Consider the following 22,340-nt stretch of genomic DNA (forward strand, 5'->3'; position numbering starts at 1 on the left):
GCACCGCCGACACCGCCGGCATCTCCGGCATCTCCGGCATCTCCGGCATCTCCGGCATCTCCGGCGAGGAACACCCCGGCCACCTCCCCGGTGTCTCGGTTCGGCACACCCGGACCAAGGGTGAGCCGAGGTTCCCGGACGGGCCCAAGGCCGACCCCGCCGGGTCGCACTTCGAGCGGCGGATCCGGAGCTTCCAGCCGCGGCGGAGCCGGGTGACCGCGGGGCAGGCGGACGCGTTGCAGCGGCTGTGGCCCGAGTGGGGGCTCGACATCGACGGCGGGCGCGTCGTGGACTTCGCCGAGCTGTTCGGGAACGGCAATCCCGTCGTGCTGGAGATCGGCTTCGGGATGGGCGAGGCCACCGCCCAGATGGCCGCCGCCGACCCCGGCACCAACATCCTCGCCGTCGACGTCCACACCCCCGGGCAGGGAAACCTGCTCAATCTCGCCGACCAGAACGGACTGTCCAACATCCGGGTCGGCAACGGGGACGCCATCATCCTGCTGCGCGAGATGCTCACGCCCGACTCGCTCGACGGGCTGCGCGTCTACTTCCCCGACCCCTGGCCCAAGAAGCGGCACCACAAGCGGCGGCTCATCCAGCGCGAGTTCCTCAGCCTCGCCGCGACCCGGCTGAAGCCCGGCGCCCTCGTGCACTGCGCCACCGACTGGGAGCCGTACGCCGAGCAGATGCTCGAAGTGCTGACCGCGCACCCCGACTTCGAGAACACGCAGGACGACGGCGGTTTCGCGCCCCGTCCGCAGTTCCGGCCGCTGACCCGTTTCGAGGGGCAGGGACTGGACAAGGGTCATGTGGTGAACGACCTGCTCTTCCGCCGCGTACAGCCGTAGAAGCAGCGGGAAGAACATCCGGCGGACGACCGGATGCGACGAAAGACATCCGGCAGACGACCGGACGAACAGCACCGACAAGAGCATCTACAGCAACACCGACTGCACCCCTCACCGGCGCCAGAGCCCCTCGCGCTGCTGCGGGCGGCGCCCCTGCCTCGTTAGGGTCAATGCCGTGGCCACCTGTCCCCCGCCCCCGTACCCGACGCCCCCCACCGGTCCCACCGGCGGCGCACTGCGGCACGCGCACTGGTGGCAGAAGCGGTGGGTGCGTTACGGCGCGCTCAGCAGCCTGCTCGCGCTCTCCGGGCTGGTCATCCTCGCCCTGGTGCGTGAGCAGACCGGCACCGAAGGGTTCCTGGTCGGGCTCGGGCTCGCGATCCTGCCGGTGCCGCTGCTCGTCGCCGCCTTCCGGTGGCTGGACCGGGTCGAGCCGGGACCCTGGCGCAATCTGCTGTTCTCCTTCGCCTGGGGCGCCTGCGCGGCGGCCCTGATAGCGATCGTCGCGAACAGCTTCGCGACCAGATGGATAGCGACCGCGACCGCCGACCCGTCGCACGCGGACACCCTGGGTGCGACGGTCATAGCGCCCATCGTGGAGGAGACGGCGAAGGCCGCCGCGGTCCTGCTCGTCTTCCTCTTCCGCCGACGGGACTTCACCGGGATAGTCGACGGCGTGGTGATAGCGGGGGTCACCGCCACCGGCTTCGCCTTCACCGAGAACATCCTCTACCTCGGCACCGCCTTCGGGACCGACCAGCTCTCCGGCGACAGCGGCATCGCCTCCGTCACGGCGGCGACCTTCTTCGTCCGCGTGATCATGTCGCCCTTCGCGCACCCGCTCTTCACGGTCCTCACCGGCATCGGTTTCGGCATCGCCGCGCTGTCCGGCGAGCGGCAGCATGTGCGCCGCGTCCTCCTCCCCCTCTCCGGGTTGCTGCTCGCCATGGGCATGCACGCCCTGTGGAACGGCTCGTCGGCCTTCGGCGAGTTCGGGTTCTTCGCCGTGTACGCGGCCTTCATGCTGCCCACGTTCGGGCTGCTGACCTGGCTGGTGATCTGGACCCGGCAGCGCGAGCTGAGGACCGTGCGCGAGGAACTGCCCGCCTACGTCGTCGCCGGGTGGCTGACCCCGGGCGAGCCCTTCGTGCTCGGCTCGATGCGGGCCAGGCGGATGGCCCGGCAGTACGCGCGGCGCCGCGGGGGGCGGGCTGCGGCCCGGGCGGTGGCGCAGTACGAGGCGTACGCCACATCGCTGGCCTTCCTACGACGCCGGGGACGCCGTGGGCGGGCCGGCGCCGACTTCGTCGTACGGGAACGGGAGTTGCTGCACGAGCTGTGGCGACGCCGGGAGCTCGCGCGGCCGGCGCTTGAGCACGCGGGTGCCGCGCAGGCTTGGTCGGCGTACGGGTACGGGGCGCCGGTGCCGGTTTACGGGCAGCCGTACGGGCAGCCGTACGGCCAGGTGAACGGGCACATGTACGGGCCCCGGTATGGGCCGGCGACGCCGTATCCCGCGTACAACCCGTATCGGACATGATCACGCCGCATCAGACGTGATCGCGCCGTATCGGACGTGATCGTGGTGCGTTGCGGATGGTCCGGCACCGCCGGTCCGCGCTCCGCGCCCTCGGGGAGCGCGGAGGATCAGCGGCGGTGCTGAGAAGGATCAGGCGGACGCCGCCGTCAGCTTCCCGAGCTCCTCGTCCGTCAGCCTCAGCTCCCCCACCCCCAGCAGCGCCGGCAGCTGCTCGAGTGTCCGGGCCGAGGCGATCGGGGCCGCTACGGTCGGCTGGGACGCGAGCCAGGCCAGGGCCACCGTGGCCACCGGGGCCTCGTGGGCCTGGGCGACCTCGTCGAGCGCGGTCAGCACCCTGCGCCCCCGCTCCGTCTCCAGGTGCCTGCCGGCGCCCTGGGCACGCGGGCTCTGCACTGCCGTGTCGGCGCGGTACTTGCCCGTGAGGAAGCCGGACGCGAGGGCGAAGTACGGGACCGCCGCCAGGCCTTCCCGCTCGGCGAGGTTCTGGAGCTCGCCCTCGTAGGTGTCGCGGGAGACCAGGTTGTAGTGGGGCTGAAGAGCCACGTAGCGGGCGAGGCCCTCGCGGTCGGAGAGGGCGAGGGAGGCCGCCAGCCGCTCCGCCGAGATGTTGGACGCGGCGATGTGCCGGACCTTGCCCGCCTTCACCAGCTCGTCCAGCGCGCCGATGATCTCCTCGACCGGCACTTCCGGCTTGTCGAAGTGGGTGTAGTAGAGGTCGATGTGGTCGGTGCCGAGGCGGCGCAGGGAGGCGTCCGCGGCCGCCTTGATGTTGGCCGCGGTCAGGCCCTGGAAGTCGGGGTGCTGGCTGACCTTCGTGGCGATCACGACGTCGTCCCGGTTGCCGCGCGCCTTGACCCACTTGCCGATGATCGTCTCGGACTCGCCGCCCACGTTGCCCTCGACCCACGCCGAGTACGAGTCGGCCGTGTCGACGAAGTTGCCGCCGGCCGCAGCGTAGGCGTCGAGGACGGCGAAGGACTGGGTCTCGTCCGCGGTCCAGCCGAAGACGTTGCCGCCGAGGGAGAGCGGGAAGACCTCGAGGTCGGAGGAGCCGAGCTTGCGAAGGGAAGTCATGCTCCACATCAACGCCCTCGACGGAGGCCGCTCTTCCGGAACGGCCGCAAAGTTCCCGTAAACAAGCGGACCCCGGCGCTCCGAAAACCGGCAGCCCTGACGTCGGGGGGTTGCCGTCAGGACCGCCGGGGATCAGAAACGCCGGGGATCAGACCTCGATCGAGGGCTCAGGGCGTGAGGCCCTTGCCGCGCAGCCACGCCATCGGGTCGATGCCGCTCGCGCTGCCGCCGGGGTGCACTTCGAGGTGCAGGTGTGCGCCGGTCACGTTGCCCGTGGCGCCCACACGGCCGATGACGTCGCCCGTGTTGACCTTCTGGCCCACGCTCACGCTGATCGAGGACTGGTGCGCGAACCAGAGCTCGGTGCCGTCGTCGAGGGTGAGCTCCGTCTTGTAGCCGTACGACCCGTCCCAGCCGGCGAAGGTGACCGTGCCGGAGTGGATCGCCTTGATCAGCGTGCCGGTGGGGGCGGCGAAGTCGAGGCCCGTGTGGTAGCCGGAGGACCAGTAGGCGCCGGCCTGACCGAAGGTCGAGGTGATGGTGTACGAGGAGGTCGGCAGCGTGAACTGCTTGGCCAGCTCGGCGAGACGCTCGGCCTCGGCCTTCTTGCGGGCCTCCTCCTCGGCCTCTGCCTTCGCGGCGGCGGCCTTGGCGTCGGCCTCCTTCTCCGCCTTGGCGGCCGCGGTGGCGGCCTCCTTCTCGGCGGCGGCGATAGCGGCAGCGGCGGCCTTGCTGTCGATCTGGTCCTGCTGCAGCTCGGCCTGCGCGATGATCCGGCTGCGCAGCGCCTCGCCGGCGTCGGCGGTGCCCTGCGTGGTCTCCTCGGTCGCGCCGCCCATGGTGCTCAGCGCGGTCGCGGAGTCGTCGGGGGCCGCGGAGGAGTCGTCGTCGGAGATCAGCGGCAGGTCCGGCATGGTGATGGCGACCGGCGGCTTACCGCTGTTCGCGCTGGCCATGCCGCCCGCGCCGACGGCGGCTATGACACCGACGCCGAGAACCGTGGAGCTGCGGGCGAGTCCCCCGCCGCGCTGCTTGGAGACGCGATGCCTGCCACGTACGGGACGAATGGATTCCGCGGTGGGGTTCCACTCCTCCAACGGGCCCTCGTCGGTGCGGTAGCGGTCGTAGCCGAAGGTGTCGGTACTGCGTTGACTCGGCACGAACGGGGCTTGCTGGGCAGGCCGGTTGGACGCCACGTGGGCGTGCTCCTTTCCTTCCTTCTCGCCTACCGGGTTAGCTGACGGGTTCGGAGCAGGAAGGTCTCCTACGCGCGTATACCGGCCGTGAGTTCACGGCGGTATCCGTGCGATTCACCCCAAGGTGGTGGTTCCCCGGTTCCCTTGCGGGATTCGGCGCGTGCGCACGGAGCCGACTCTTGTGACGGCTGGGACGACCGCGCTGCGTTATCGAACGTTAATAGACGCGGGGTACGGATTCCAAGCTGTTCCACTTGATCATTAACTATTTTCGCCTGGACTTACGGGTCATGAGCGGCCTAAAACGGGCGAGTTGGCCAGGGTTCAGGAGCCGCACAGGTATTGACGGTATGTCAGTTGTTATGCGGAGGGCATTCACTCGATCACGGGTGGTGACGGCGATCAAGGATGTGCTCCACAAGATCTCCATCAGGGCCGTTCTCGCCCCGCGTCTCGCGAGCGCACGGCGTCGTCCGCGTACAGCAGCAGGGGCGGCGGGTGTCCGCGGTTGAGGAGGCGCACGATCCCACAAACCGGGGAAAACGCCGGGGAAAAGACTCAGGGCCGGAACTGAATCAGTTCCGGCCCTGAGCCATCAGTAGCGGGGACAGGATTTGAACCTGCGACCTCTGGGTTATGAGCCCAGCGAGCTACCGAGCTGCTCCACCCCGCGGCGATGACTCAATAGTACGCCATCCGCGGGACAGAAAGCACACGCCTTTCCCGGCGTCACGGCAACAGGTGACCATTCGGGGCCTTTGCCCGCTTCTCGTACTCCGGCAGGACCAGGACATCCACCCCCTCCCCCGCCAGCACCCCACTCCCGTCGGCCCCCACCACGAACGTGTCCGGCTCCCGCCAAGCCGTCACCACCCGCCGCACCCCCGCCGCCAGGATCAGCCGCGCACAGGGCGCCGGCCGCGAGGCCCGCCGGGTGCACGGCTCCAGGCTGCTGTACACCGTCGCCGTCGCCAGCCTCGGATCACCGGCCGCGATCTTCGCGAGCGCCGCCTCCTCCGCGTGCACCACGGGGTCGTCCCCCTCCCTGGAGTACCCGCGCGCCAGCTCCGTACCGTCGGCCGCCACCACCACCGCGCCGACGCTGAAGGCCGTCTCCGACGGCGGGCACCGCTCCGCCAGGTCACACGCCAGGGCCAGCCAGTGCCGATCCGCGGCGGAGGGGAGGACCCCGGTGCCGGGCGCCGTCGGCTCGTAGCGCATCAGGACGACGTCCTCGATCCGCCGCGTCTCCAGCAGCCGCAGCCGCCCGCCCTGGTATCCCCCCGGCCCGAACAGCCGCGGTGCGTCCGGGTCCCCCACGAACAGCGGCGCCAGCACCAGCTGCACCTCGTCCGCGAGCCCCTGCTGCAGCAGCTGCGTGTGGATCGTGCCGCCGCCCTCGACCATCAGCCGCTCGACGCCGCGCACCTCGCGCAGGTGCTCCAGCAGCCCCCGCCAGTCCAGCTCGGCGCCCAGCACGACCACGTCCGCCGCGACCGGCGCCCGCCGCAGCCGCTGCGCACCCTTCTCCGTCGTGCAGACGATCTTCTCGCCGCCCGTGTGCCAGAAGTTCGCCGCCGGGTCCAGCTCGCCGGACGCGCTGACCGTGACCTTCAGCGGATACTCGGGTTTCCCCGCCGCCACCCGGGCGGCCCGCCGCTCCGCCGAGTTCACCAGCAGTCGCGGATTGTCCGCCCGGATGGTGCCGGCGCCGATGAGGATCGCGTCCACGGAGGCCCGTACCTCGTCGACCCGGTCGAAGTCGGCCGGGCTGGACAGCAGCAGGCGCTCGGGGGTGGTGTCGTCGAGGTAGCCGTCCAGCGAGACCGCGGCGGACAGCAGGACGTAGGGGTACGACGGCATCGGCACGCTCTCCGGCTCGACAGACTCGGGCTTGGTTCAAGTTTGAAACAAACCTACACTGGTCGCATGACGACTCGCTGGCTCTCCCCCGAGGAGCAGCGCGCCTGGCGCGCCTACATCGCCTCCGCCGCCCTCGTGGAGGACGCGCTGGACCGGCAGCTCCAGCAGGAAGCCGGCATGCCCCATCTGTATTACTCCATCCTCGCCACCCTGTCCGAGGCCCCGGAGCGCCGGTTGCGCATGACCGATCTCGCGGAGGGGCTGAAGATCACCCGCAGCCGGCTGACCTACGCCGTGACGCGCCTGGAGAAGGACGGACTGGTGGGGCGCGAGGACTGCCGCTGGGACAAGCGCGGCAGCATCGCGAGGGTCACCGAGGAAGGGATGCGCGTCCTGGAGCGCGCGGCCCCGGGCCATGTGGAGACCGTACGGGCACTGCTCTTCGACCGGCTGACCCCGGAGCAGGTCGGACAGCTGGAGGAGATCTTCACCGCGGTCGCCGAGGGCTTCCAGGGCGAGGACGCGCACGCCACCGCGGAGGACGTGCCCTGGCGGCGGCGCTCCGGCAAGTCCTGTTCGTGACGCACACGACATACTTGTTGCTTCAAATTTAAAGCATGGGGTAGGGTCCTGGACCGAGGAGCTGCTTCAAATCTGAAGCAGACGGCCCACGTACGGAACCCGGAGAACCCGCATGCCCGACTTCACCGCCGCCGCCACCCAGCGCGCCCGCGTCCGGGTCCCGCTGCGTTTCCACGACGGTTACTCCGTAGACGCCGAGCTGGTCACCTTCCACGGCCTGACCGACGGCCAGGAGCACGTGGCCGTCGTCCTCGGCGACCCGGCCCCCGGCGCCACCCCGCTGGTCCGGCTGCACTCCGAGTGCCTGACCGGCGACGTCTTCGGCTCGGCCCGCTGCGACTGCGGCCCCCAGCTGCGCGAGGCCGTCGAGCGCATCGCCGAGCGCGGCGGCGTGCTGCTGTACCTGCGCCAGGAGGGCCGCGGCATCGGGCTCTACAACAAGCTGGACGCGTACGCCCTCCAGGACCAGGGCCTGGACACCTACGCCGCGAACGCGGCCCTCGGCCTGCCGGAGGACGCCCGCGACTACACGGCGGCCGCCCAGATGCTCACCGCCCTCGGTATCGGCGCACTGGACCTGCTCTCCAACAACCCCGACAAGGCCGACCAGTTGCGCGCCCTGGGCATCGAGGTCCAGGGCCGCGTCCCCACCGGCGTCTTCGCCACCGCGGACAACGTCCGCTACCTGCGCGCGAAGGTCCTGCAGACCCAGCACACGCTGCCGCTGGGGGACCTCGCGGGGCTCAACGTGAGCTGAGCCGCGGCAGTACGCCGGAGGCAGAACGAAGGGGCGGGCGTCCGGATCGGACACCCGCCCCTCAGTCGTACGTCGACTACGGCAGCCTGACGACGGCTACGGCGTGACCTTCTCGATCGTCACCCCGCCGACACCCGCGGTCGTCCCGCGCGTGTTCACCAGCCGTACCTCACCGAAGAGCTGCCGGCCCTCGGGCACCGCCCGCGCGGCCGTGACCTCCGCCGCCACCTTCGCCGAGTCGCCCGTGCCGAGCTTCACCGGCGCCGACTCGTCGACCTTGACCGAGCCGAGCGCGGAGGAGAAGAACGCGTCCCGGTAGTCGTACGCGGTGGAGCCGGACGGCACCTCGAAGCCGACGACCTCGACGGTGTACTTGCCGGCGGCCGGGTTGGCGATGGAGACGGCCTCCTCGGAGTCGCCGTCCGCGGACTGGCCGACGAGCTTGCCCTCGGCGTCGTACACGTTCAGGTCGAGGTCGGAGCCCAGGTCGGAGACCTTGCCGATGGCGACGTCCAGCGACGTGGTGCCCTCGGGCACCTCGACGGTGCTGGTCTGCGTCGCGCCGCCCGCGATGGTCGGCCGCGCGGTCTTCGACGAGCCGAGCGCGCCACCCTTGAGGTTGCCCTCCACGGCCTCCATCTTGTTCGTCACCGTCCAGGAGGCGGCGACCGGCGAACCGACCTTGGCCTCCGGCACGGTCACGGACTGCGGGTCGAAGGACGCGCCGTACACGGTGGCGTCCAGCTTGTACGGGTTGTCCAGCAGCGCCGACGTACGGCGCCCTTCGACCTCGATCTCCCAGACGCCGGGCAGCGGGTCCTCGTACCGGGCGATGTCCGTCGTGTTCGTGTCGTCGTCGGCGATCTGGGTGCCGTACGGGCTGATGGCGGCGAACCGCGCCAGGCTGCCCTCCTTCAGACCGCCGAGCGTGACCTGCAGCGACTTCGTGCCCTCAGGGACGGTCACGAAGTACGACTTGAAGTTGTTGCGCTGCACCGAACCCGAGGCGGTGAAGGTGTGCTTCACCGGCGTGGAGACCACGACGGTGTTGAGGATCTGCTTGTCGACGCCCACCGTCCTCGGATCGTCGGCCTCAAGGATCACGCTCTTGATGCCCGCGCGCTTCGGCGCGGCCTGGACCTTGACGGTCACCGCCTTGTTCAGCGGCAGGTCGACCACCTTCGGGCCGACGATCGAGAAGGTGCGGGCCTTGTTGTTCGCCAGGCGCAGGGTGTGCGGGAGCGAGCCGGCGGGGCCGGACGTACGGGTGATGGTGACGTCGTACGTCTTCTTCTGGCCGGCCTTCAGGCCGCCCTCTCGGTCGTAGACGCCCGTGCCGAAGCCCGGCGTCTTCAGCGCCTGGTCGAGCGCGGTGTCGACCGGGGCCTTGACGGCGTAGTCGTGGGCGGTGGCGCCCGCCTTGACCGCCTTCCAGGCGTCGACGACGTCGATGAGGCCGGCACCCTCCTCGTACGCCTGGAGTCCCTCGATGTGCTGGGCGGTCGAGGTCAGGGCGGTGCGCAGCTTCTCGGGCGTCAGCTTGATGCCCTTCTGCTTCGCGGCGCTCAGCAGCAGCGCGCTCGCGCCCGCCGCCTGCGGGGACGCCATCGACGTGCCGTTGTACATGGCGTAGCCGGCCGGCAGCTTCCAGCCCGCCTCGGCGATGGGTGCGCCGGGCATCCAGGCCGGGATCGTGCTGACCGCGGAGCCGGGGGCGACGACGGTCGGGGTGAAGCCGCCGTCCTCACGCGGGCCGCGCGAGGAGAAGTTGAACAGCTGGTAGTCGTTCTCGATGCCGCTGCCGTAGTTGGCGGCGAAGGTCTCCTTGGAGACGCCGGCGCCGACCGAGATGACCTTGTCGGCCAGGCCCGGGTCGCCGATGGTGTTGGCGCCAGGGCCGGAGTTGCCGGCCGAGATGACCAGCTGGACGCCGTACGTGTCGATCAGGCGCGTGTACAGCTCGGCGCGGGCGTTGTTGCCGTCGTTCAGGGGCGGCAGGCCGCCGATGGACATGTTGACGACGTCGACGCCACGGTTGACGACGAGGTCGATCATGCCCTCGGTGAGCGCGACGTTGGAGCAGCCGGGGCCGAAGATGCAGGCACGCTCGGAGACGATCTTCGCGCCGGGGGCCTCGCCGTTCATGTTCTTGCTGCCGAACATGCCGTTGGCGGCGGTGATGCCGGCCACGTGGCTGCCGTGCGCACCGGCGGTGAGGCCGATGTTGACGAAGTCGGACTTCTTGCCGACCCAGTCGCCGCCCAGCGGATCCATCGGGACGTCCTTGCGGATCTCCACGACGAAGTCCTGGCTCTCCGGGATGTCCGTGGCCGGGTTGTCGGTGCCGAAGCGGCCGACCTGGTGGCCGTCCTTGTACGGCTTCATCGGGGTGTCGTCGGTGAAGTCGCCGTTGTCGTCGACGTCGACGGTGACCGTGCCGGCGGCGGGGTCGTAGAGCACGCCCCAGTCGTCGGTCTTGTCGCCGTCGCGGTTGACGTCACCGTCGGCGTCGCCGTCCTTGGCCTCGCCCTGGTTGGTGACGGCCTCGCTGAAGACGCTGATCCCGTACGAGCCCGCGGGGGCCTTCCAGGTCTTGTCGCCGTAGGTGAAGGTGGGCCCGGTGACGGAGGTGGTCATCGGGCGCCAGGTGCCGTCGCCGTCGACGATCGGGTCGGTGGCGGTCACCCAGTCGACGATCTTGCGCTCACCGGTCGTCGTCTTCTGCAGCGCGGGGCTCGCGAGGTCGACACCGGTGTCGAGGACGCCGATGGTCACGCCACGGCCGTCCGCCTTCGGGTTCTTCTTCACGAAGTCCACGGCGCCCGTCTCGAAGGACGGGTTGTACGGGTTCTTCGCGGGGGTGTTCTTGTCCGGGCCGGGGTAAGTGGCCGCGGAGGCGCTCGACTTGCCGGTGTCGCGGGTCGGCTCCTCGAGGGGTATCTCGTTGCGCAGGTCGATGGCCTGCACGGAGGAGAGCCTGGCGGCGGCAGCGATGGCCGAGTCCGCCTTGGCGGTCGGCACCGTGGCCCGTACGTAACCGAGCTTGTCGTACGTACGGCCCACGGAGCCGCCCTTGATCGCGTCCAGCTGCTCGGCGACCTTCTCGGTCTGCCCGGGCGCCGTGGCGATCATCATGGTGACGGTCTTGTCGCGCTGTGCCTTGGCCTCCGCGAGGAGGTCGGCGTCGTCCGAACCGAGCTTGTCGTGCGCGGACTTGACGCCGGGGTCGGCCGCGGTGGCGGGGGAGCCGTCCGCGGCGAGGGCGAGGGGTATGGGCCCGGCCGCGGAGAGCGCGGCGACGAGGCCCGCGGCCACGGCGATACGGGCGACGCGTGTCGCGCCCGGTATCGGGGCCGGGTGGGGGGTGGTGGGCATGGTGATCCCTGGTGCTGAAGGAACGTAGACGTCGGCGGCCGTATCGAGCACCTTCGACCGCCGCGGTCCGGAATGTGATCCCGGATGATCGCCCAGCTTCCCTCAAGGGACCGATTTCTATTGATAGTTCAGGGACCGAAGATCGCCGACTGGCACAAACTCGCCATACGTCACGGGGGACTTATCGGACCAGGCTGTGACATTCCTGTGAGACGGTCCGGTCGCGCCCCGCCCGGGTGGCGCCCGATCGCCGGTCAGCCCAACTGCACCCGGTCGATCAGCCCCGCCTCGGTGAACGCGGCCGCCAACTCGTCGCCCCCCTCGGTGAAGTGGGCCCAACTGTCGAAGTGGACGGGGACGATCCGGCGCGCCCCGAGTATCCGGGCGGCCTCCACGGCCCGGACGCTGTCGAGGGTGAGCAACTGGCGGTCGAGAACGGCCGTGCGGGCGGCGCCGGCGAAGAGGACGGCAGTGTCCACCGGCCCGAACCGCTCGGCGATCTCCTTGACCGGCCCGAGCTGGGCGTTGTCGCCGCTGACGTACACCGTGGGCAGGCCGTCCCCGGTCAGCACGAAGCCGACGACCTGACCGACGACCGCTTCGAGTTCCTCACGCTCTCCCGGGCCGTGCAGCGCGGGCACCCCGGTCACGGTGACCGCGCCCCCGCCGGGCCGGTCCACCGTCACGGACTCCCAGTCCCCGAGCCCCCGAGCGGTACCGCCCAGCCGTCCCGCGCCACTCGGCGTGGTCAGGGTCAACGGCACCTCGGAGAGCAGCGCACGGCCGGATACGTCGAGGTTGTCGGGGTGTTCGTCGTGCGAGAGCAGCACCACGTCGATGCGCCCGAGGTCGGCCGGCGAGGCGGAGGCGGCGGCGGTCTTGGTCAGGGCACGGCCGCCACCCAGCGGGTAGTCGCCGGGGGCGTCGAAGGTGGGGTCGGTGAGCAGGCGCAGACCGCCGTACTCGATGAGAGCGGTCGGACCGCCGAAGACGCGGACAGGGGTCTGCTCGCTGGTGGTGCGGTGGGCGACCATCGTGACACCTCACGGTTGATAGTGCGTGTATCCGTGAGAGGCAGCTAACCGCTTCTCACGGATGGATGCAAGCCATAACGTGAGAAGTCGAAGTCGGCTCAGGGCGGCGGATGTTGAGGCTCCGTCACAGCCGATTGACCCTCAGGACCCCCATATGGCAGTCCCGATGAGCGCCGTGGGAAATATCGGATTAACGTCCCATATGAGCGCAAAGCAGATCTATCAATGATGCGCTCTACCCGACCCAAGGAGGAGCAATGCGCAAGCTTCAGAAGGCCGCCGTCGCGGCCGCCATCCTGGGGAGCTTCAGCTTCATAGCCACCGGCACCGCCTCCGCACACGACCATGGCCATGGAGGATGCAAGTCGCACGACCAGAACATCGACATCCTCGGCCAGGTCGGCGTACTCAACGGTCTGCTGGGCAACGCGCTGAACGGTGAAGGCAGCGCGGGTGGGCAATTCAACCACACGGGCTCAAGCACTTGTGACTAGTTGTCCCAGTTCACCGCTACAAGTCTCGGCGCCGGGCCCACCAGCCCGGCGCCGAGTCCGTTTCTGCGGGTGGCAAGCCCGAACGCACTGACTGCCGTGCGGAGTTGGGTCCGAAGAAGGCTCGAAGATCCCGAGGCGCGAGGAGAAGGAGGAGGAGGGAGGAACGGTCCCGGTTACGAGAGCGGCCCCAGGATCTCCTGGGACTCGATGAGCCCCTGGTCGCTGGGTGCCTCGCCGTCGTCGAAGACGCGGGCGGCCTGCCGGGCCCGGAATTCGAGGTGGGCTTCGGCGGGCTTGGCGTAGCCGTGGCGGGCGCGGGCTTCCGCGGGCGTCAGCACCTCCTCCGTGCGGGGAGGGATGCCGAGCTTCATCGGCGCGATCACCGGGGCCGTGGAGGGCGAGAGCCGCGCTATCAGGCGCAGTTCGGCCTTGGGGCTGAGGTGGGCGAGCGCGAAGGCCGCTTTCATGACGGGCACGATGAGCAGGTCGAGGAGACGGGACTGCCGGATCCCGGCCATCTCGCGCATCCAGCGCGGCAGGGTGGCGATCGTGGCGATCCGCTGCGCCTTCGCGACCGCCAGACTCGCCGGCTTCGCCCAGCGCGGCGTCGGCGGCAGTACGAGCTCACTCCTGAGCAGGTGGTTCATGGCCTGCCGGGCGATCGGGCTGGCGGACAGCTGCGGACGCATCCGCTCGAAGTACGCCCGGACGCCGTCACGGCTGCGGGGGATGTCGTCGGGGGAGCATGTCTGCAGTTCCGCGGCGACCGCGCATGCCTCCCAGTACTCCTTCTCCTCCTGCGCGGTGAGCTTCCCGGGCCCGTACTTCTCGTACGCGTAGAGGATCGAGTGCCAGCCGGTGAGCTGGATCCACAGTTGCGAGGCGGGGTCGTTGGCGTCGTAGGTCCCGCCGCCGTAGGGCAGTCGGCCGATCGCCTTGGAATGGACCTTGACCAGGACGTCCGCGGCCTTGCACACCTCCCGCGAACCGGCGAAGGCCACCATCGCGAAGTACCGCAGGGTCCGGTCGTAACGAGTGCGGGAGCGCCGGTAGATGCCCTGGGTTGCGTGGACGGCGGCCACCAGCGGCGGGTCGAGTTCCTCCACCACCACGGCCCGCTGGAAACCCACCGTCGGGGCGGTCGGATAGCCCCAGACCTTCCACACCACCGAACCCGGCCCGAAGAAGCCGTAGTCCTCGTGCGGTTCGACCTCACTCCACTTCGACTTGGACTTGGACTTCGCCTTGGACTTCGCCTTCGCCATGGAGCCGCTCCTCACGCGTCCGCGGCGCACGCCGCCTCGATCCCCGATTACGACACTGCTGTCGTAAATTAAGACACGAGTGTCGTAAACTGCCAAGGTGTCAGCCTCCGCCTCTTCAGAAGACAGGCCCCGCAAGCGGCGCCCCTACGCCCCGCGCGTCCCGATCGCGGAACGCCGCGAGCAGTTGCTCGACGCGGCCCTCGCGGTGATCGTGAGCGACGGCTACGAACGGGTCTCCATCGACGCCATCGCGAAGAAGGCCGAGGTCGCCCGGTCGGTGGTCTACGGCGCCTTCGAGAACCTCGACGCCCTGCTGACCGCGCTGCTCGACCGGCAGCAGGCACGCGCCTTCGGACGACTGCTTGAGACGATCCCCAGCGCGCAGGACCTGCGCGAGCCCGCCGCGTTCGCCTCCGAGGCGGTACGCCGGATGTCCGCGATGCTCCGCGAGGACCCCGACACCTGGCGGCTGATCCTGCTGACTCCGGGCAACATGCCCACGGTCGTCCGCGACCGCATCGAGGCGGACCGTGAACGGTTTCGGCGCCGGGTCGAGGAATGGCTCTCCCTCGTCCTGACCGACCGGAGTGGCCCGGCCCTCGACCCGCAGGTCCTCGCCCACGCCCTCGTCGCCTGCGCGGAACACTTCGGCCGCATCGCGCTCACCGATCCCGGCAGATTCGACCCGCCCCACCTCATCGGCCAGGTGCAGGTGATCCTCGGCGCCATCTGGCCGCCGACGCGTTGACGGCATGTCAGCGGAGAACGGCCGCTCACTCCCGGCCCCGAGAACGAAACAGCGCCCGACCCGACCGAAGCCGACCCAGGCGCTGCGCAGCAGGTCAGCGGGGACTCCCCGCACCCACCACCAGTAGGCCCTGTGGGACTCGAACCCACAACCAATGGATTAAAAGTCCACTGCTCTGCCAATTGAGCTAAGGGCCCAAGCGATGTTGCCACCCCGAGCATAGCCGCCCATGGCCGTGTCTCCGATCGGGTATCGGGGACACGGCCACGTCGACGGTGGTGGACGGCGAGGAAACAGGCCCCCGCGCGCCACCGTGGCCCTACGGATCCACCGCTTCGGGCGCCCCCGCCCGCGCCGCCTCCCGGGCGATCGTCCGCTCGTGGTCGGGGTTGAGGAACCAGTGCCGGGCCGAGGCCAGCCACCAGGTCGCGGCGAAGCCGAGGACGACCAGGACGGCGATCGGGGCGTAGTTGAAGGTCTCCCAGGTCACCGGCGACACCTGCGGCAGCATGAACAGCACCGTGATCACGCCGACCCACGCCACCGCCACCACCCCCACGACCCCCGACCAGCGGCCCAGATGCCACGGCCCCCGCTCGAAGGCCTCCCCCTTGCGCAGCCGCAGCAACGTCGGGATGACGTAGGCGATGTACAGGCCGATCACCGCGATCGAGGTCACCGCCGCGTAGGCCGTCACATTGATCAGATACGGCAGCCCGAGGACCAGCGCCCCGCCCGCCGCCAGCCACACCGCCGCGACCGGCGTACGTGTGCGCGGGCTGACCGTGTGCCAGATGTGGGAGAAGGGCAGCGCCCCGTCCCTCGAAAAGGCGTAGATCATGCGGCTGTTGGCCGTCACCGACGCCATCCCGCAGAACAGCTGCGCCCCGATGACCACCAGCAGGAGCAGCTTGCCGGCCGTCGCCCCCAGCGCGTCGAGGAGGATCTGCGCGGGCGGCGCGCCGGTCGGGGACGTGCGGACACCCTCGTACGACTGGATGGCGAAGGTGAAGCCCAGCAGCAACACGAAGCCCGCGATCCACGACGTCCAGATCGACCGCACGATCCCCTTCGGGCCGGCCGTCGCGGCGTCGTACGTCTCCTCCGTCATATGGGCCGAGGCGTCGTACCCGGTGAAGGTGTACTGGGCCATCAGCAGACCCAGCAGCACCACGTACACCCCGCTTCCCCAACCCGTGTTGTTCACGAACTCGCCGAACACGAAGGACGCGGACCGGTGCTCGTCCGGTACAAGGGCCAGCGCGCCGACGATCACCGCGACACCCAGCACGTGCCACCACACGCTGATGCCGTTGAGCAGCGCGACGATGCGCACGCCGAAGGTGTTCAGCAGGCCGTGCAGCAGCAGGATCGCGGCGAAGAGCAGGATCGTCCGGCCCGGCGTCACCTCGAAGCCGAACTGCAGGTTCAGATACGCGCCCAGGAAGGACGCGGCCCCGAAGTCGATGCCCGCGGTCACCGCCACCTGGCCCAGCACGTTGAACCAGCCCGTGAACCATGCCCAGACGGCGGCCGTACGCGGCGGCGCGAGCCGGTGCGCCCAGAAGTACAGGCCCGCCGACGTCGGATACGCCGAGCAGATCTCCGCCATGGACAGGCCGACGAAGAGGGTCATCAGGCCCACGGCCACCCAGCCCCAGGTGATCACCGCCGGACCGCCCGTGTTCATGCCGAACAGATAGAGGGTCAGGCAGCCCGACAGGACCGAGATGATCGTGAAGGAGACCGCGTAGTTGGAGAACGCCGACATGCGGCGGGCGAGAACCTGCGTGTAGCCGAGCTGGGCCAGCCGCTCTTCGTCAGACAGCCCACTCGCTCTGGCGTCATCTGTCATGTCCCCAGCAATTCCCTCCCCGGGGGCGTGACATGCGTCACCTGATGGCCAAAAAGGGCCCCTTCGGAGAAGGAGCCCTTAGTGGATCAGTTGCCGTTCAGCTTGTGTCAGCCGTTGCGCTTCCAGCGCGGCTTGTCGTCGCGGCGCCCGAAGGAGCCGGAGGTGCCGGAGGTGCCGGAGGTGCCGGAGGTGCCGCCACGGTGGTCGTCACGACGGCCGTACGGGCGGTCATGGCCGCCGGAGCGGAAGCCCGGGCGGTCGTCGCGACGGTCGCGGTTGAAGGGGCGGTCGCTGCCACGGTGACCGCCGCGCTCGTCCCGGCGCTCGAAGGGGCGCCCGGCCGGACGGTCGTCCCGGCGGAACCCACCCCGGTCGTCGCGGCGCTCGAAGGTGCGGCCACCACGGTCGTCACGACGCTCGAACGAGCGGCCACCGCGGTCGTCGCGGCGGTCGTCACGGCGGAAGCCGCCACGGTCGTTGTCACGACGCTCGAACCCACGGTCGCCACGGTCACGGTTGAACCCACCGCGGTCGTTGTTGTCCCGACGCTCGAAGGAACGCCCACCCCGGTCGTCCCGACGGTCATCACGGCGGTCGTCACGGCGGAAGCCGCCACGGTCGTTGTCACGACGCTCGAACCCACGGTCGCCACGGTCACGGTTGAACCCACCGCGGTCGTTGTTGTCCCGACGCTCGAAGGAACGCCCACCCCGGTCGTCCCGACGGTCATCGCGACGGTCGTCACGGCGGAAGCCGCCACGGTCGTTGTCACGACGCTCACGACGCTCGTACGCCGGAGCCTCCGTCTTGTCGACGTCCTGCGCCACCGGCTGCTCGGGCACGGCCACCTCGGCGGCAGCCTCGACCGCCACGGCCTGCGCCTCGGCGACCGCGGCCTCGGGGTCCTCGCCCCGCTCGCGCGCGACCCGGGCGACGAGCCGGTCGGCCTCCTCACGCAGCTCCGCGGCACGCCGCTGCGCCCGCTCCAGCTCCTTGGTGAGCTGAGCCACCTCACGCTCGGCCTGCTGCGCGGCGTTGCCCGCGGACTCGGCCTGCACCTCGGTCATCGAACGGGCGCCGGTGATCTCGGCGACCTCCGGGTCGAAGGCGGCACCGCCCTGGATGATGTGGCGCGAGGCGTCGACGCCCGCGTCCTCCATCAGCCGGAAGATCTGGCGGCGCTGGTGCGGCAGGGAGAGGGAGACGACCGTGCCGGTGCGGCCCGCGCGAGCGGTACGGCCCGCACGGTGCAGGTAGTCCTTGTGGTCGCCGGCCGGGTCGACGTTCAGCACGAGGTCGATGCCGTCGACGTGGATACCGCGAGCGGCGACGTCGGTCGCGACGAGGGCGTTGACGTAGCCCTTCTTGAAGTCCTCCAGCACCCGGGTGCGCGCGCCCTGCGTCATACCGCCGTGCAACGCGTCGGCCTTCACACCGGAGTCGCACAGCTGCTCGGCGATGCGGTCGGCGCCCAGCTGGGTGCGGACGAAGATGATGGTGCGGCCCTTGCGGGAGGCGATCGCGGCGGTGACCGGCGCCTTGTCCTTGGGCTTCACGATCAGGATGTGGTGCGACATGGTCGTGACGTTGCCCTGGGCGCTGTCGACCTCGTGCGTGACCGGGTTGGTCAGGTAGCGCTTGACCAGGGTGGAGATCTCGTTCTCCATCGTGGCCGAGAACAGCATCCGCTGGCCGCCGCCCGGGATCTGGTCGAGCAGCTCGGTGACCTCGGGCAGGAAGCCCAGGTCGGACATCTGGTCGGCCTCGTCGAGGACGGCGACCTCGACGTTCGCCAGGGAGCAGGCGCCGCGGTTGATGATGTCGCGCAGTCGGCCCGGGGTGGCGACGAGGATGTCGACGCCGCGCTCGAGGGCGTAGATCTGGTTGCTCATCGACGTACCGCCGCAGACGACCTTCATCTTGAGGCCGAGGACGTCGCCGTAGGGCTGGAGGGCGTCCGCGACCTGCATCGCGAGCTCACGGGTCGGGGTGAGGATGACGGCGCGCGGCTTGTGCTTCTCGGTGCGACCACCGGCGAGGCGCGTCATGGTCGGCAGACCGAAGGAGAGGGTCTTGCCGGAGCCGGTGCGGCCACGGCCGAGGATGTCCTTGCCGGCCAGGGCGTCCGGGATGGTCGCGGCCTGGATCGGGAAGGGGGTGGTCACGCCGTTCTGGGCGAGCTTGCGGACGACGCCCTCGGGGAGACCGAGGTCCGCGAACGTCGCCTCGGGAGCGTCCTCGACGGGCGCGTTCTCCGCGTCCTCGGGCACAACGACGTGATCAGTACTGGAAATGGACATGCGTATGCGAAACCTTCCGGAGTCTCGTCGGCACGCGCCCGTCAACTCCGTGATTCGCAATACGACCGCCTCTATGCGGTCAGCCACGGCAAGGGAGAGTACGCGCCACACGGCGCGCTCTGCAGTGGCGCCGGGCAAATGGGATCAAACGATCTACCACCATACGCACCCCCGGCCCCCCAAGGCAAACCGACCGTCAACCGTGTAGGCAACGTCACTCGCCACCGTCCCCTCGCCCCTGCCGCTCCGACGTCAGGCGGGCGCCCCCGCAGTCGGCGCCGGCTCCCGCTGAGCCAGCTGCGGCCCCGTCTCCTCGTGCGCCGACGACGAGGGCTCGGCCTCCGTGGGCGTCGGCGCGGCGGACGTCGGCTGCTCGGTCGGCGTCGGTTCCGGATCCGGCGTCCGGGTGGGCGTCGGCTCGGCCGTACGGGTGGGGCCCGGCTTGTCGCTCTGCCCCGGATTGACCGGCGGCTTGCCCCCCGCGGGAGCGGACGGGCTCACGGCCGCGGACGGCGAGGCCGAGGCGGACGCCGACGCCTCGGCACCCTTCTCGCCCTTCCCCTTGCGCTTCTTGCCCTTCTCCTTCTCCCGCTTGCGGTCGTCCACATGCGCCCCGTACCCGGCCCCGCCGCCCGACACGGCCGACCCTCCGTCGGGCGCCTCACCACCGCGCTGACCCGCGGAGTGCGAGGGCTTCGCGCTCCCCCCTCCGGCGTCGTCACCCACGCTCATACAGCCGGCGGCAGCGGCGACGGCCACCACCGTGGCGGCCAGACGGACAGGTACGTACAAGGGGCGCACGGGAGCCACCTCCAGGGGCGGGCGAAGAAGTCAACCTGCCCAACTCCCGCCGCCCACAAGAGGACACGCGCCCCGCGCGACAGGACACACGCCCGCCACCGAAAGACCGGAAGCCGCCTCACCCGTACCCGAGCGCGTGCAACCGCGCGTCGTCGATCCCGAAGTGATGCGCGATCTCGTGCACCACCGTCACCTCGGTCTCCTCGACGACCTCCTCCCGCGACGTACACATCCGCAGCGTCGGCCCCCGATAGATCGTGATCCGGTCCGGCAGCACCCCGGCGTACCACTCCCCGCGCTCGGTCAGCGGAGTCCCTTCGTACAACCCGAGCAGCTCGGGATCGTCCTTGGGCGGTTCGTCCTCGACGAACACCGCGACGTTGTCCATCAGCCGCGTCAACTCCGGCGGAATCCGGTCCAGCGCCTCGGCGACCAGTTCCTCGAACTCCTCGCGCGTCATCTCCAGCACAGGCCCATTGTCGGGTACGAACCCGCCGTGAAGGAGCCGCCAACGGCCCCGCATACCCACCCGCGCACTTGGGCATACGGGACCAATGGCCCGCGTCCCCGCCGCAGTCCGGAAGGTTCTCGCCCCCCTCCCCAGGGCGCCACGCGCCCTCGCCCGCCGTTACGCCACCCGCCGCCCGAGCCCCACCCCGGAACTCGTCACCCAGCCCCACCCCTGGACACGCGCCCTCGGCCTGGTCACCGTCGTCCTGCTCGGCGCCTGGCTCGGCCTGCTGATCGTCGGCAACGTACGCGTCCCGGTCGGCCCCATGAACACGACGATGACCCTGCGCCCCTCCATCACCGGCGGCACAAAGATCAACGTCTCCCCGCTCGGCGCCCTCCAGCTGGACAGCCACATCGCCCCCGTCCGCCTGGACGTCAACGTCGACCAGCTGGACCCGGCCCGCGCCCAGGCCCTCGTCGACCACCCCGAACGCCTCTCCGGCCTCCAGGACGAGGTCACCCAGGACGTCGCCCACGGCACCCGCGACCTGGCCCTGCGCAGCTGCGTCGCCGTCGTCACCGGCGCCACCGCCCTCGGCCTCGCCGTCTACCGCCGCCCCCGCCGCGCCCTGGCCGCCGGCGGCCTCGCCCTCACCCTCCTGGCGGCCTCGGGCGGCACGGCATACGCCACCTGGAACCCCGAATCCGTCCTGGAACCGAAGTTCTCCGGCCTGCTCTCCTCCGCACCGTCCCTGGTGGGCAACGCCCGCAGCATCGTCACCGAATTCGACGTCTACCAGAAGGAGTTGGCCCGCCTGGTCACCAACGTGACCAAGCTCTACGACGCCACCTCCACGCTCCCGGCCTACACCCCCGACCCGAGCACCATCCGCGTCCTGCACGTCTCCGACATCCACCTCAACCCGGCGAGCTGGAAGATCATCGCCTCGCTCGTCGAGCAGTACAAGGTCAACGTGATCGTCGACTCCGGCGACACCATGGACCACGGCACCGCCGCCGAGAACGGCTTCCTCGACCCCATCGAGGACCTCGGCGCGCCCTACGTCTGGGTCCGCGGCAACCACGACTCCCACCTCACCCAGCGCTACCTGGAAAAGCTCAAGAACGTCCACGTCCTGGACGACGGCAAGGCGCAGACCGTCGCGGGCCTGCGCTTCGCCGGCATCGGCGACCCCCAGTTCACCCCCGACCGCTCCAAGATCCCCGGCGGCGACGCGGCCAACGAACTGGCAGGCGCCCGCCTGGCCACGTCCCTGCGCGACCAGAAGGCCGCCGGCACCCCCGTGGACGTCGCCGTCGCCCACGAACCGGTCGCCGCCGGCCAGACCGACGGCGAGGTCCCCCTGGCCCTGGCCGGCCACATCCACCACCAGGAAATGGAGGTCCTCCCCTACGGCACCCGCCTCCGCGTCGAAGGCTCCACCGGTGGCAGCGGCCTGCGTGCGATCGAGGGCAAACACCCCGACCCCATCCAGACCTCGATCCTCTACTTCGACCGCGACACCCACCGCCTCCAGGCCTGGGACGAGATCGAGCTGGGCGGCCTGGGCCTGACGACGGCTGAGGTGCGGCGCAACCTGGTGGAGGAGAACCAACCGGGCGCGACCGACTCACCGACCGACTCACCGACTGGCTCGCAGACCGGCTCGCCGCCGCCCACACCCGCACCCAACCCCTCGCCGTAAACCGTTTTGGCGATACCTCCCGCCATCCCATATGCTTCTCACGTCCCCGACGCGCTGAGAAGCGCCCAGGCGGGCCGATAGCCCTCATCGTCTAGCGGCCTAGGACGCCGCCCTTTCAAGGCGGTAGCACGGGTTCGAATCCCGTTGGGGGCACGCAGTATGGTGTGCGACACTGTCGTACGCACAGCTTGGTCCTGTGGAGCAGTTTGGAGTGCTCGCCACCCTGTCAAGGTGGAGGCCGCGGGTTCAAATCCCGTCAGGACCGCTGAGGCTTCTCGTAGGCCTCGTGGCTGGGTAGCTCAGTTGGTACGAGCGATCGCCTGAAAAGCGATAGGTCGCCGGTTCGACCCCGGCCCCAGCCACAGCTCAGGCCCCGATCTTCGGATCGGGGCCTTGTTGTTTTCCGCACCGCAGACTCGCACCCACCAGCCGAGTCGGCCGCCGCA

At 70.1% G+C, this 22,340-nt stretch carries 17 protein-coding genes, 5 tRNA genes and 1 riboswitch; of the genes, 10 read left to right on the forward strand and 12 right to left on the reverse strand.

The window, feature by feature from the left end; translation table 11 throughout:
• The first annotated feature begins 38 nt into the window (after window positions 1–38).
• Window positions 39–851, forward strand: a complete 813-nt coding sequence (trmB, locus tag AB5J49_RS22480; protein WP_369175221.1) for a tRNA (guanosine(46)-N7)-methyltransferase TrmB — start codon at window positions 39–41, stop codon at window positions 849–851.
• Between the two features lie 175 nt (window positions 852–1,026).
• On the forward strand, window positions 1,027–2,391 hold the full coding sequence (locus tag AB5J49_RS22485; protein WP_369170418.1) for a PrsW family glutamic-type intramembrane protease: 1,365 nt from the start codon (window positions 1,027–1,029) through the stop codon (window positions 2,389–2,391).
• A gap of 129 nt (window positions 2,392–2,520) precedes the next feature.
• Here AB5J49_RS22485 and AB5J49_RS22490 read toward each other — a convergent pair whose 3' ends face one another.
• The 4 genes from AB5J49_RS22490 to AB5J49_RS22505 all read right to left on the reverse strand — a co-directional run bounded on the left by AB5J49_RS22490 (window position 2,521) and on the right by AB5J49_RS22505 (window position 6,524).
• Window positions 2,521–3,465: an aldo/keto reductase gene (locus AB5J49_RS22490; RefSeq protein WP_369170419.1), complete on the reverse strand. Its 945-nt coding sequence runs from the start codon at window positions 3,463–3,465 to the stop codon at window positions 2,521–2,523.
• 167 nt (window positions 3,466–3,632) lie between these two features.
• On the reverse strand, window positions 3,633–4,661 hold the full coding sequence (locus AB5J49_RS22495) for a M23 family metallopeptidase (protein ID WP_369170420.1): 1,029 nt from the start codon (window positions 4,659–4,661) through the stop codon (window positions 3,633–3,635).
• A gap of 11 nt (window positions 4,662–4,672) precedes the next feature.
• Window positions 4,673–4,830: riboswitch (cyclic di-AMP (ydaO/yuaA leader) on the reverse strand.
• A gap of 430 nt (window positions 4,831–5,260) precedes the next feature.
• Window positions 5,261–5,334 (reverse strand) — tRNA-Met (locus AB5J49_RS22500).
• A 56-nt stretch (window positions 5,335–5,390) separates the two neighbouring features.
• Window positions 5,391–6,524, reverse strand: coding sequence for a dihydrofolate reductase family protein (locus AB5J49_RS22505; RefSeq protein ID WP_369170421.1), 1,134 nt, complete (start codon window positions 6,522–6,524; stop codon window positions 5,391–5,393).
• Between the two features lie 66 nt (window positions 6,525–6,590).
• Here AB5J49_RS22505 and AB5J49_RS22510 point away from each other — a divergent pair, with 66 nt between their 5' ends.
• Both AB5J49_RS22510 and ribA read left to right on the forward strand, forming a co-directional pair.
• Complete coding sequence (locus AB5J49_RS22510) at window positions 6,591–7,106, forward strand: MarR family winged helix-turn-helix transcriptional regulator (RefSeq protein ID WP_369170422.1); 516 nt, start codon at window positions 6,591–6,593, stop codon at window positions 7,104–7,106.
• Window positions 7,107–7,218: 112 nt separating this feature from the next.
• On the forward strand, window positions 7,219–7,863 hold the full coding sequence (gene ribA, locus AB5J49_RS22515; RefSeq protein ID WP_369170423.1) for a GTP cyclohydrolase II: 645 nt from the start codon (window positions 7,219–7,221) through the stop codon (window positions 7,861–7,863).
• A 96-nt stretch (window positions 7,864–7,959) separates the two neighbouring features.
• Here ribA and AB5J49_RS22520 read toward each other — a convergent pair whose 3' ends face one another.
• Window positions 7,960–11,238 carry a S8 family serine peptidase gene (locus AB5J49_RS22520; RefSeq protein WP_369170424.1) on the reverse strand — a complete coding sequence of 1,093 codons (3,279 nt, stop codon included), beginning with the start codon at window positions 11,236–11,238 and terminating at the stop codon, window positions 7,960–7,962.
• Window positions 11,239–11,492: 254 nt separating this feature from the next.
• Window positions 11,493–12,272: an MBL fold metallo-hydrolase gene (locus AB5J49_RS22525; RefSeq protein ID WP_369170425.1), complete on the reverse strand. Its 780-nt coding sequence runs from the start codon at window positions 12,270–12,272 to the stop codon at window positions 11,493–11,495.
• Between the two features lie 257 nt (window positions 12,273–12,529).
• Between AB5J49_RS22525 and AB5J49_RS22530 the strand changes: the two genes are divergently transcribed.
• Window positions 12,530–12,766: a hypothetical protein gene (locus AB5J49_RS22530; protein ID WP_369170426.1), complete on the forward strand. Its 237-nt coding sequence runs from the start codon at window positions 12,530–12,532 to the stop codon at window positions 12,764–12,766.
• A 173-nt stretch (window positions 12,767–12,939) separates the two neighbouring features.
• Here the strand turns inward: AB5J49_RS22530 and AB5J49_RS22535 are convergent, their stop codons facing one another.
• Entirely contained in the window at window positions 12,940–14,031 is a 1,092-nt protein-coding gene (locus AB5J49_RS22535; RefSeq protein ID WP_369170427.1) for an oxygenase MpaB family protein, read from the reverse strand.
• Window positions 14,032–14,128: 97 nt separating this feature from the next.
• Here AB5J49_RS22535 and AB5J49_RS22540 point away from each other — a divergent pair, with 97 nt between their 5' ends.
• Window positions 14,129–14,779 (forward strand): TetR/AcrR family transcriptional regulator, encoded by a 651-nt coding sequence (locus AB5J49_RS22540; RefSeq protein WP_369170428.1) that lies wholly within the window; start codon window positions 14,129–14,131, stop codon window positions 14,777–14,779.
• Between the two features lie 124 nt (window positions 14,780–14,903).
• Here AB5J49_RS22540 and AB5J49_RS22545 read toward each other — a convergent pair.
• From AB5J49_RS22545 to AB5J49_RS22565, 5 genes are all read right to left on the reverse strand, one after another.
• A tRNA-Lys gene (locus tag AB5J49_RS22545) sits at window positions 14,904–14,976 on the reverse strand.
• Between the two features lie 122 nt (window positions 14,977–15,098).
• The gene (locus tag AB5J49_RS22550; RefSeq protein WP_369170429.1) at window positions 15,099–16,634 is read right to left on the reverse strand and encodes an amino acid permease; all 1,536 of its coding nucleotides are present in this window, start codon (window positions 16,632–16,634) and stop codon (window positions 15,099–15,101) included.
• Between the two features lie 107 nt (window positions 16,635–16,741).
• Window positions 16,742–18,934, reverse strand: a complete 2,193-nt coding sequence (locus tag AB5J49_RS22555) for a DEAD/DEAH box helicase (RefSeq protein ID WP_369170430.1) — start codon at window positions 18,932–18,934, stop codon at window positions 16,742–16,744.
• A 252-nt stretch (window positions 18,935–19,186) separates the two neighbouring features.
• Window positions 19,187–19,735 carry a hypothetical protein gene (locus AB5J49_RS22560; protein WP_369170431.1) on the reverse strand — a complete coding sequence of 183 codons (549 nt, stop codon included), beginning with the start codon at window positions 19,733–19,735 and terminating at the stop codon, window positions 19,187–19,189.
• A 118-nt stretch (window positions 19,736–19,853) separates the two neighbouring features.
• On the reverse strand, window positions 19,854–20,204 hold the full coding sequence (locus AB5J49_RS22565) for a metallopeptidase family protein (RefSeq protein WP_369170432.1): 351 nt from the start codon (window positions 20,202–20,204) through the stop codon (window positions 19,854–19,856).
• A gap of 85 nt (window positions 20,205–20,289) precedes the next feature.
• Here AB5J49_RS22565 and AB5J49_RS22570 point away from each other — a divergent pair, with 85 nt between their 5' ends.
• The 4 genes from AB5J49_RS22570 to AB5J49_RS22585 all read left to right on the forward strand — a co-directional run bounded on the left by AB5J49_RS22570 (window position 20,290) and on the right by AB5J49_RS22585 (window position 22,256).
• Entirely contained in the window at window positions 20,290–21,894 is a 1,605-nt protein-coding gene (locus AB5J49_RS22570; protein WP_369170433.1) for a metallophosphoesterase, read from the forward strand.
• An 80-nt stretch (window positions 21,895–21,974) separates the two neighbouring features.
• A tRNA-Glu gene (locus AB5J49_RS22575) sits at window positions 21,975–22,047 on the forward strand.
• Window positions 22,048–22,084: 37 nt separating this feature from the next.
• Window positions 22,085–22,159, forward strand: a tRNA-Asp gene (locus AB5J49_RS22580).
• Window positions 22,160–22,182: 23 nt separating this feature from the next.
• A tRNA-Phe gene (locus tag AB5J49_RS22585) sits at window positions 22,183–22,256 on the forward strand.
• The last annotated feature ends 84 nt before the right edge of the window (window positions 22,257–22,340 follow it).

Source organism: Streptomyces sp. R28 (assembly GCF_041052385.1).
Taxonomy (GTDB): Bacteria; Actinomycetota; Actinomycetes; order Streptomycetales; family Streptomycetaceae; genus Streptomyces.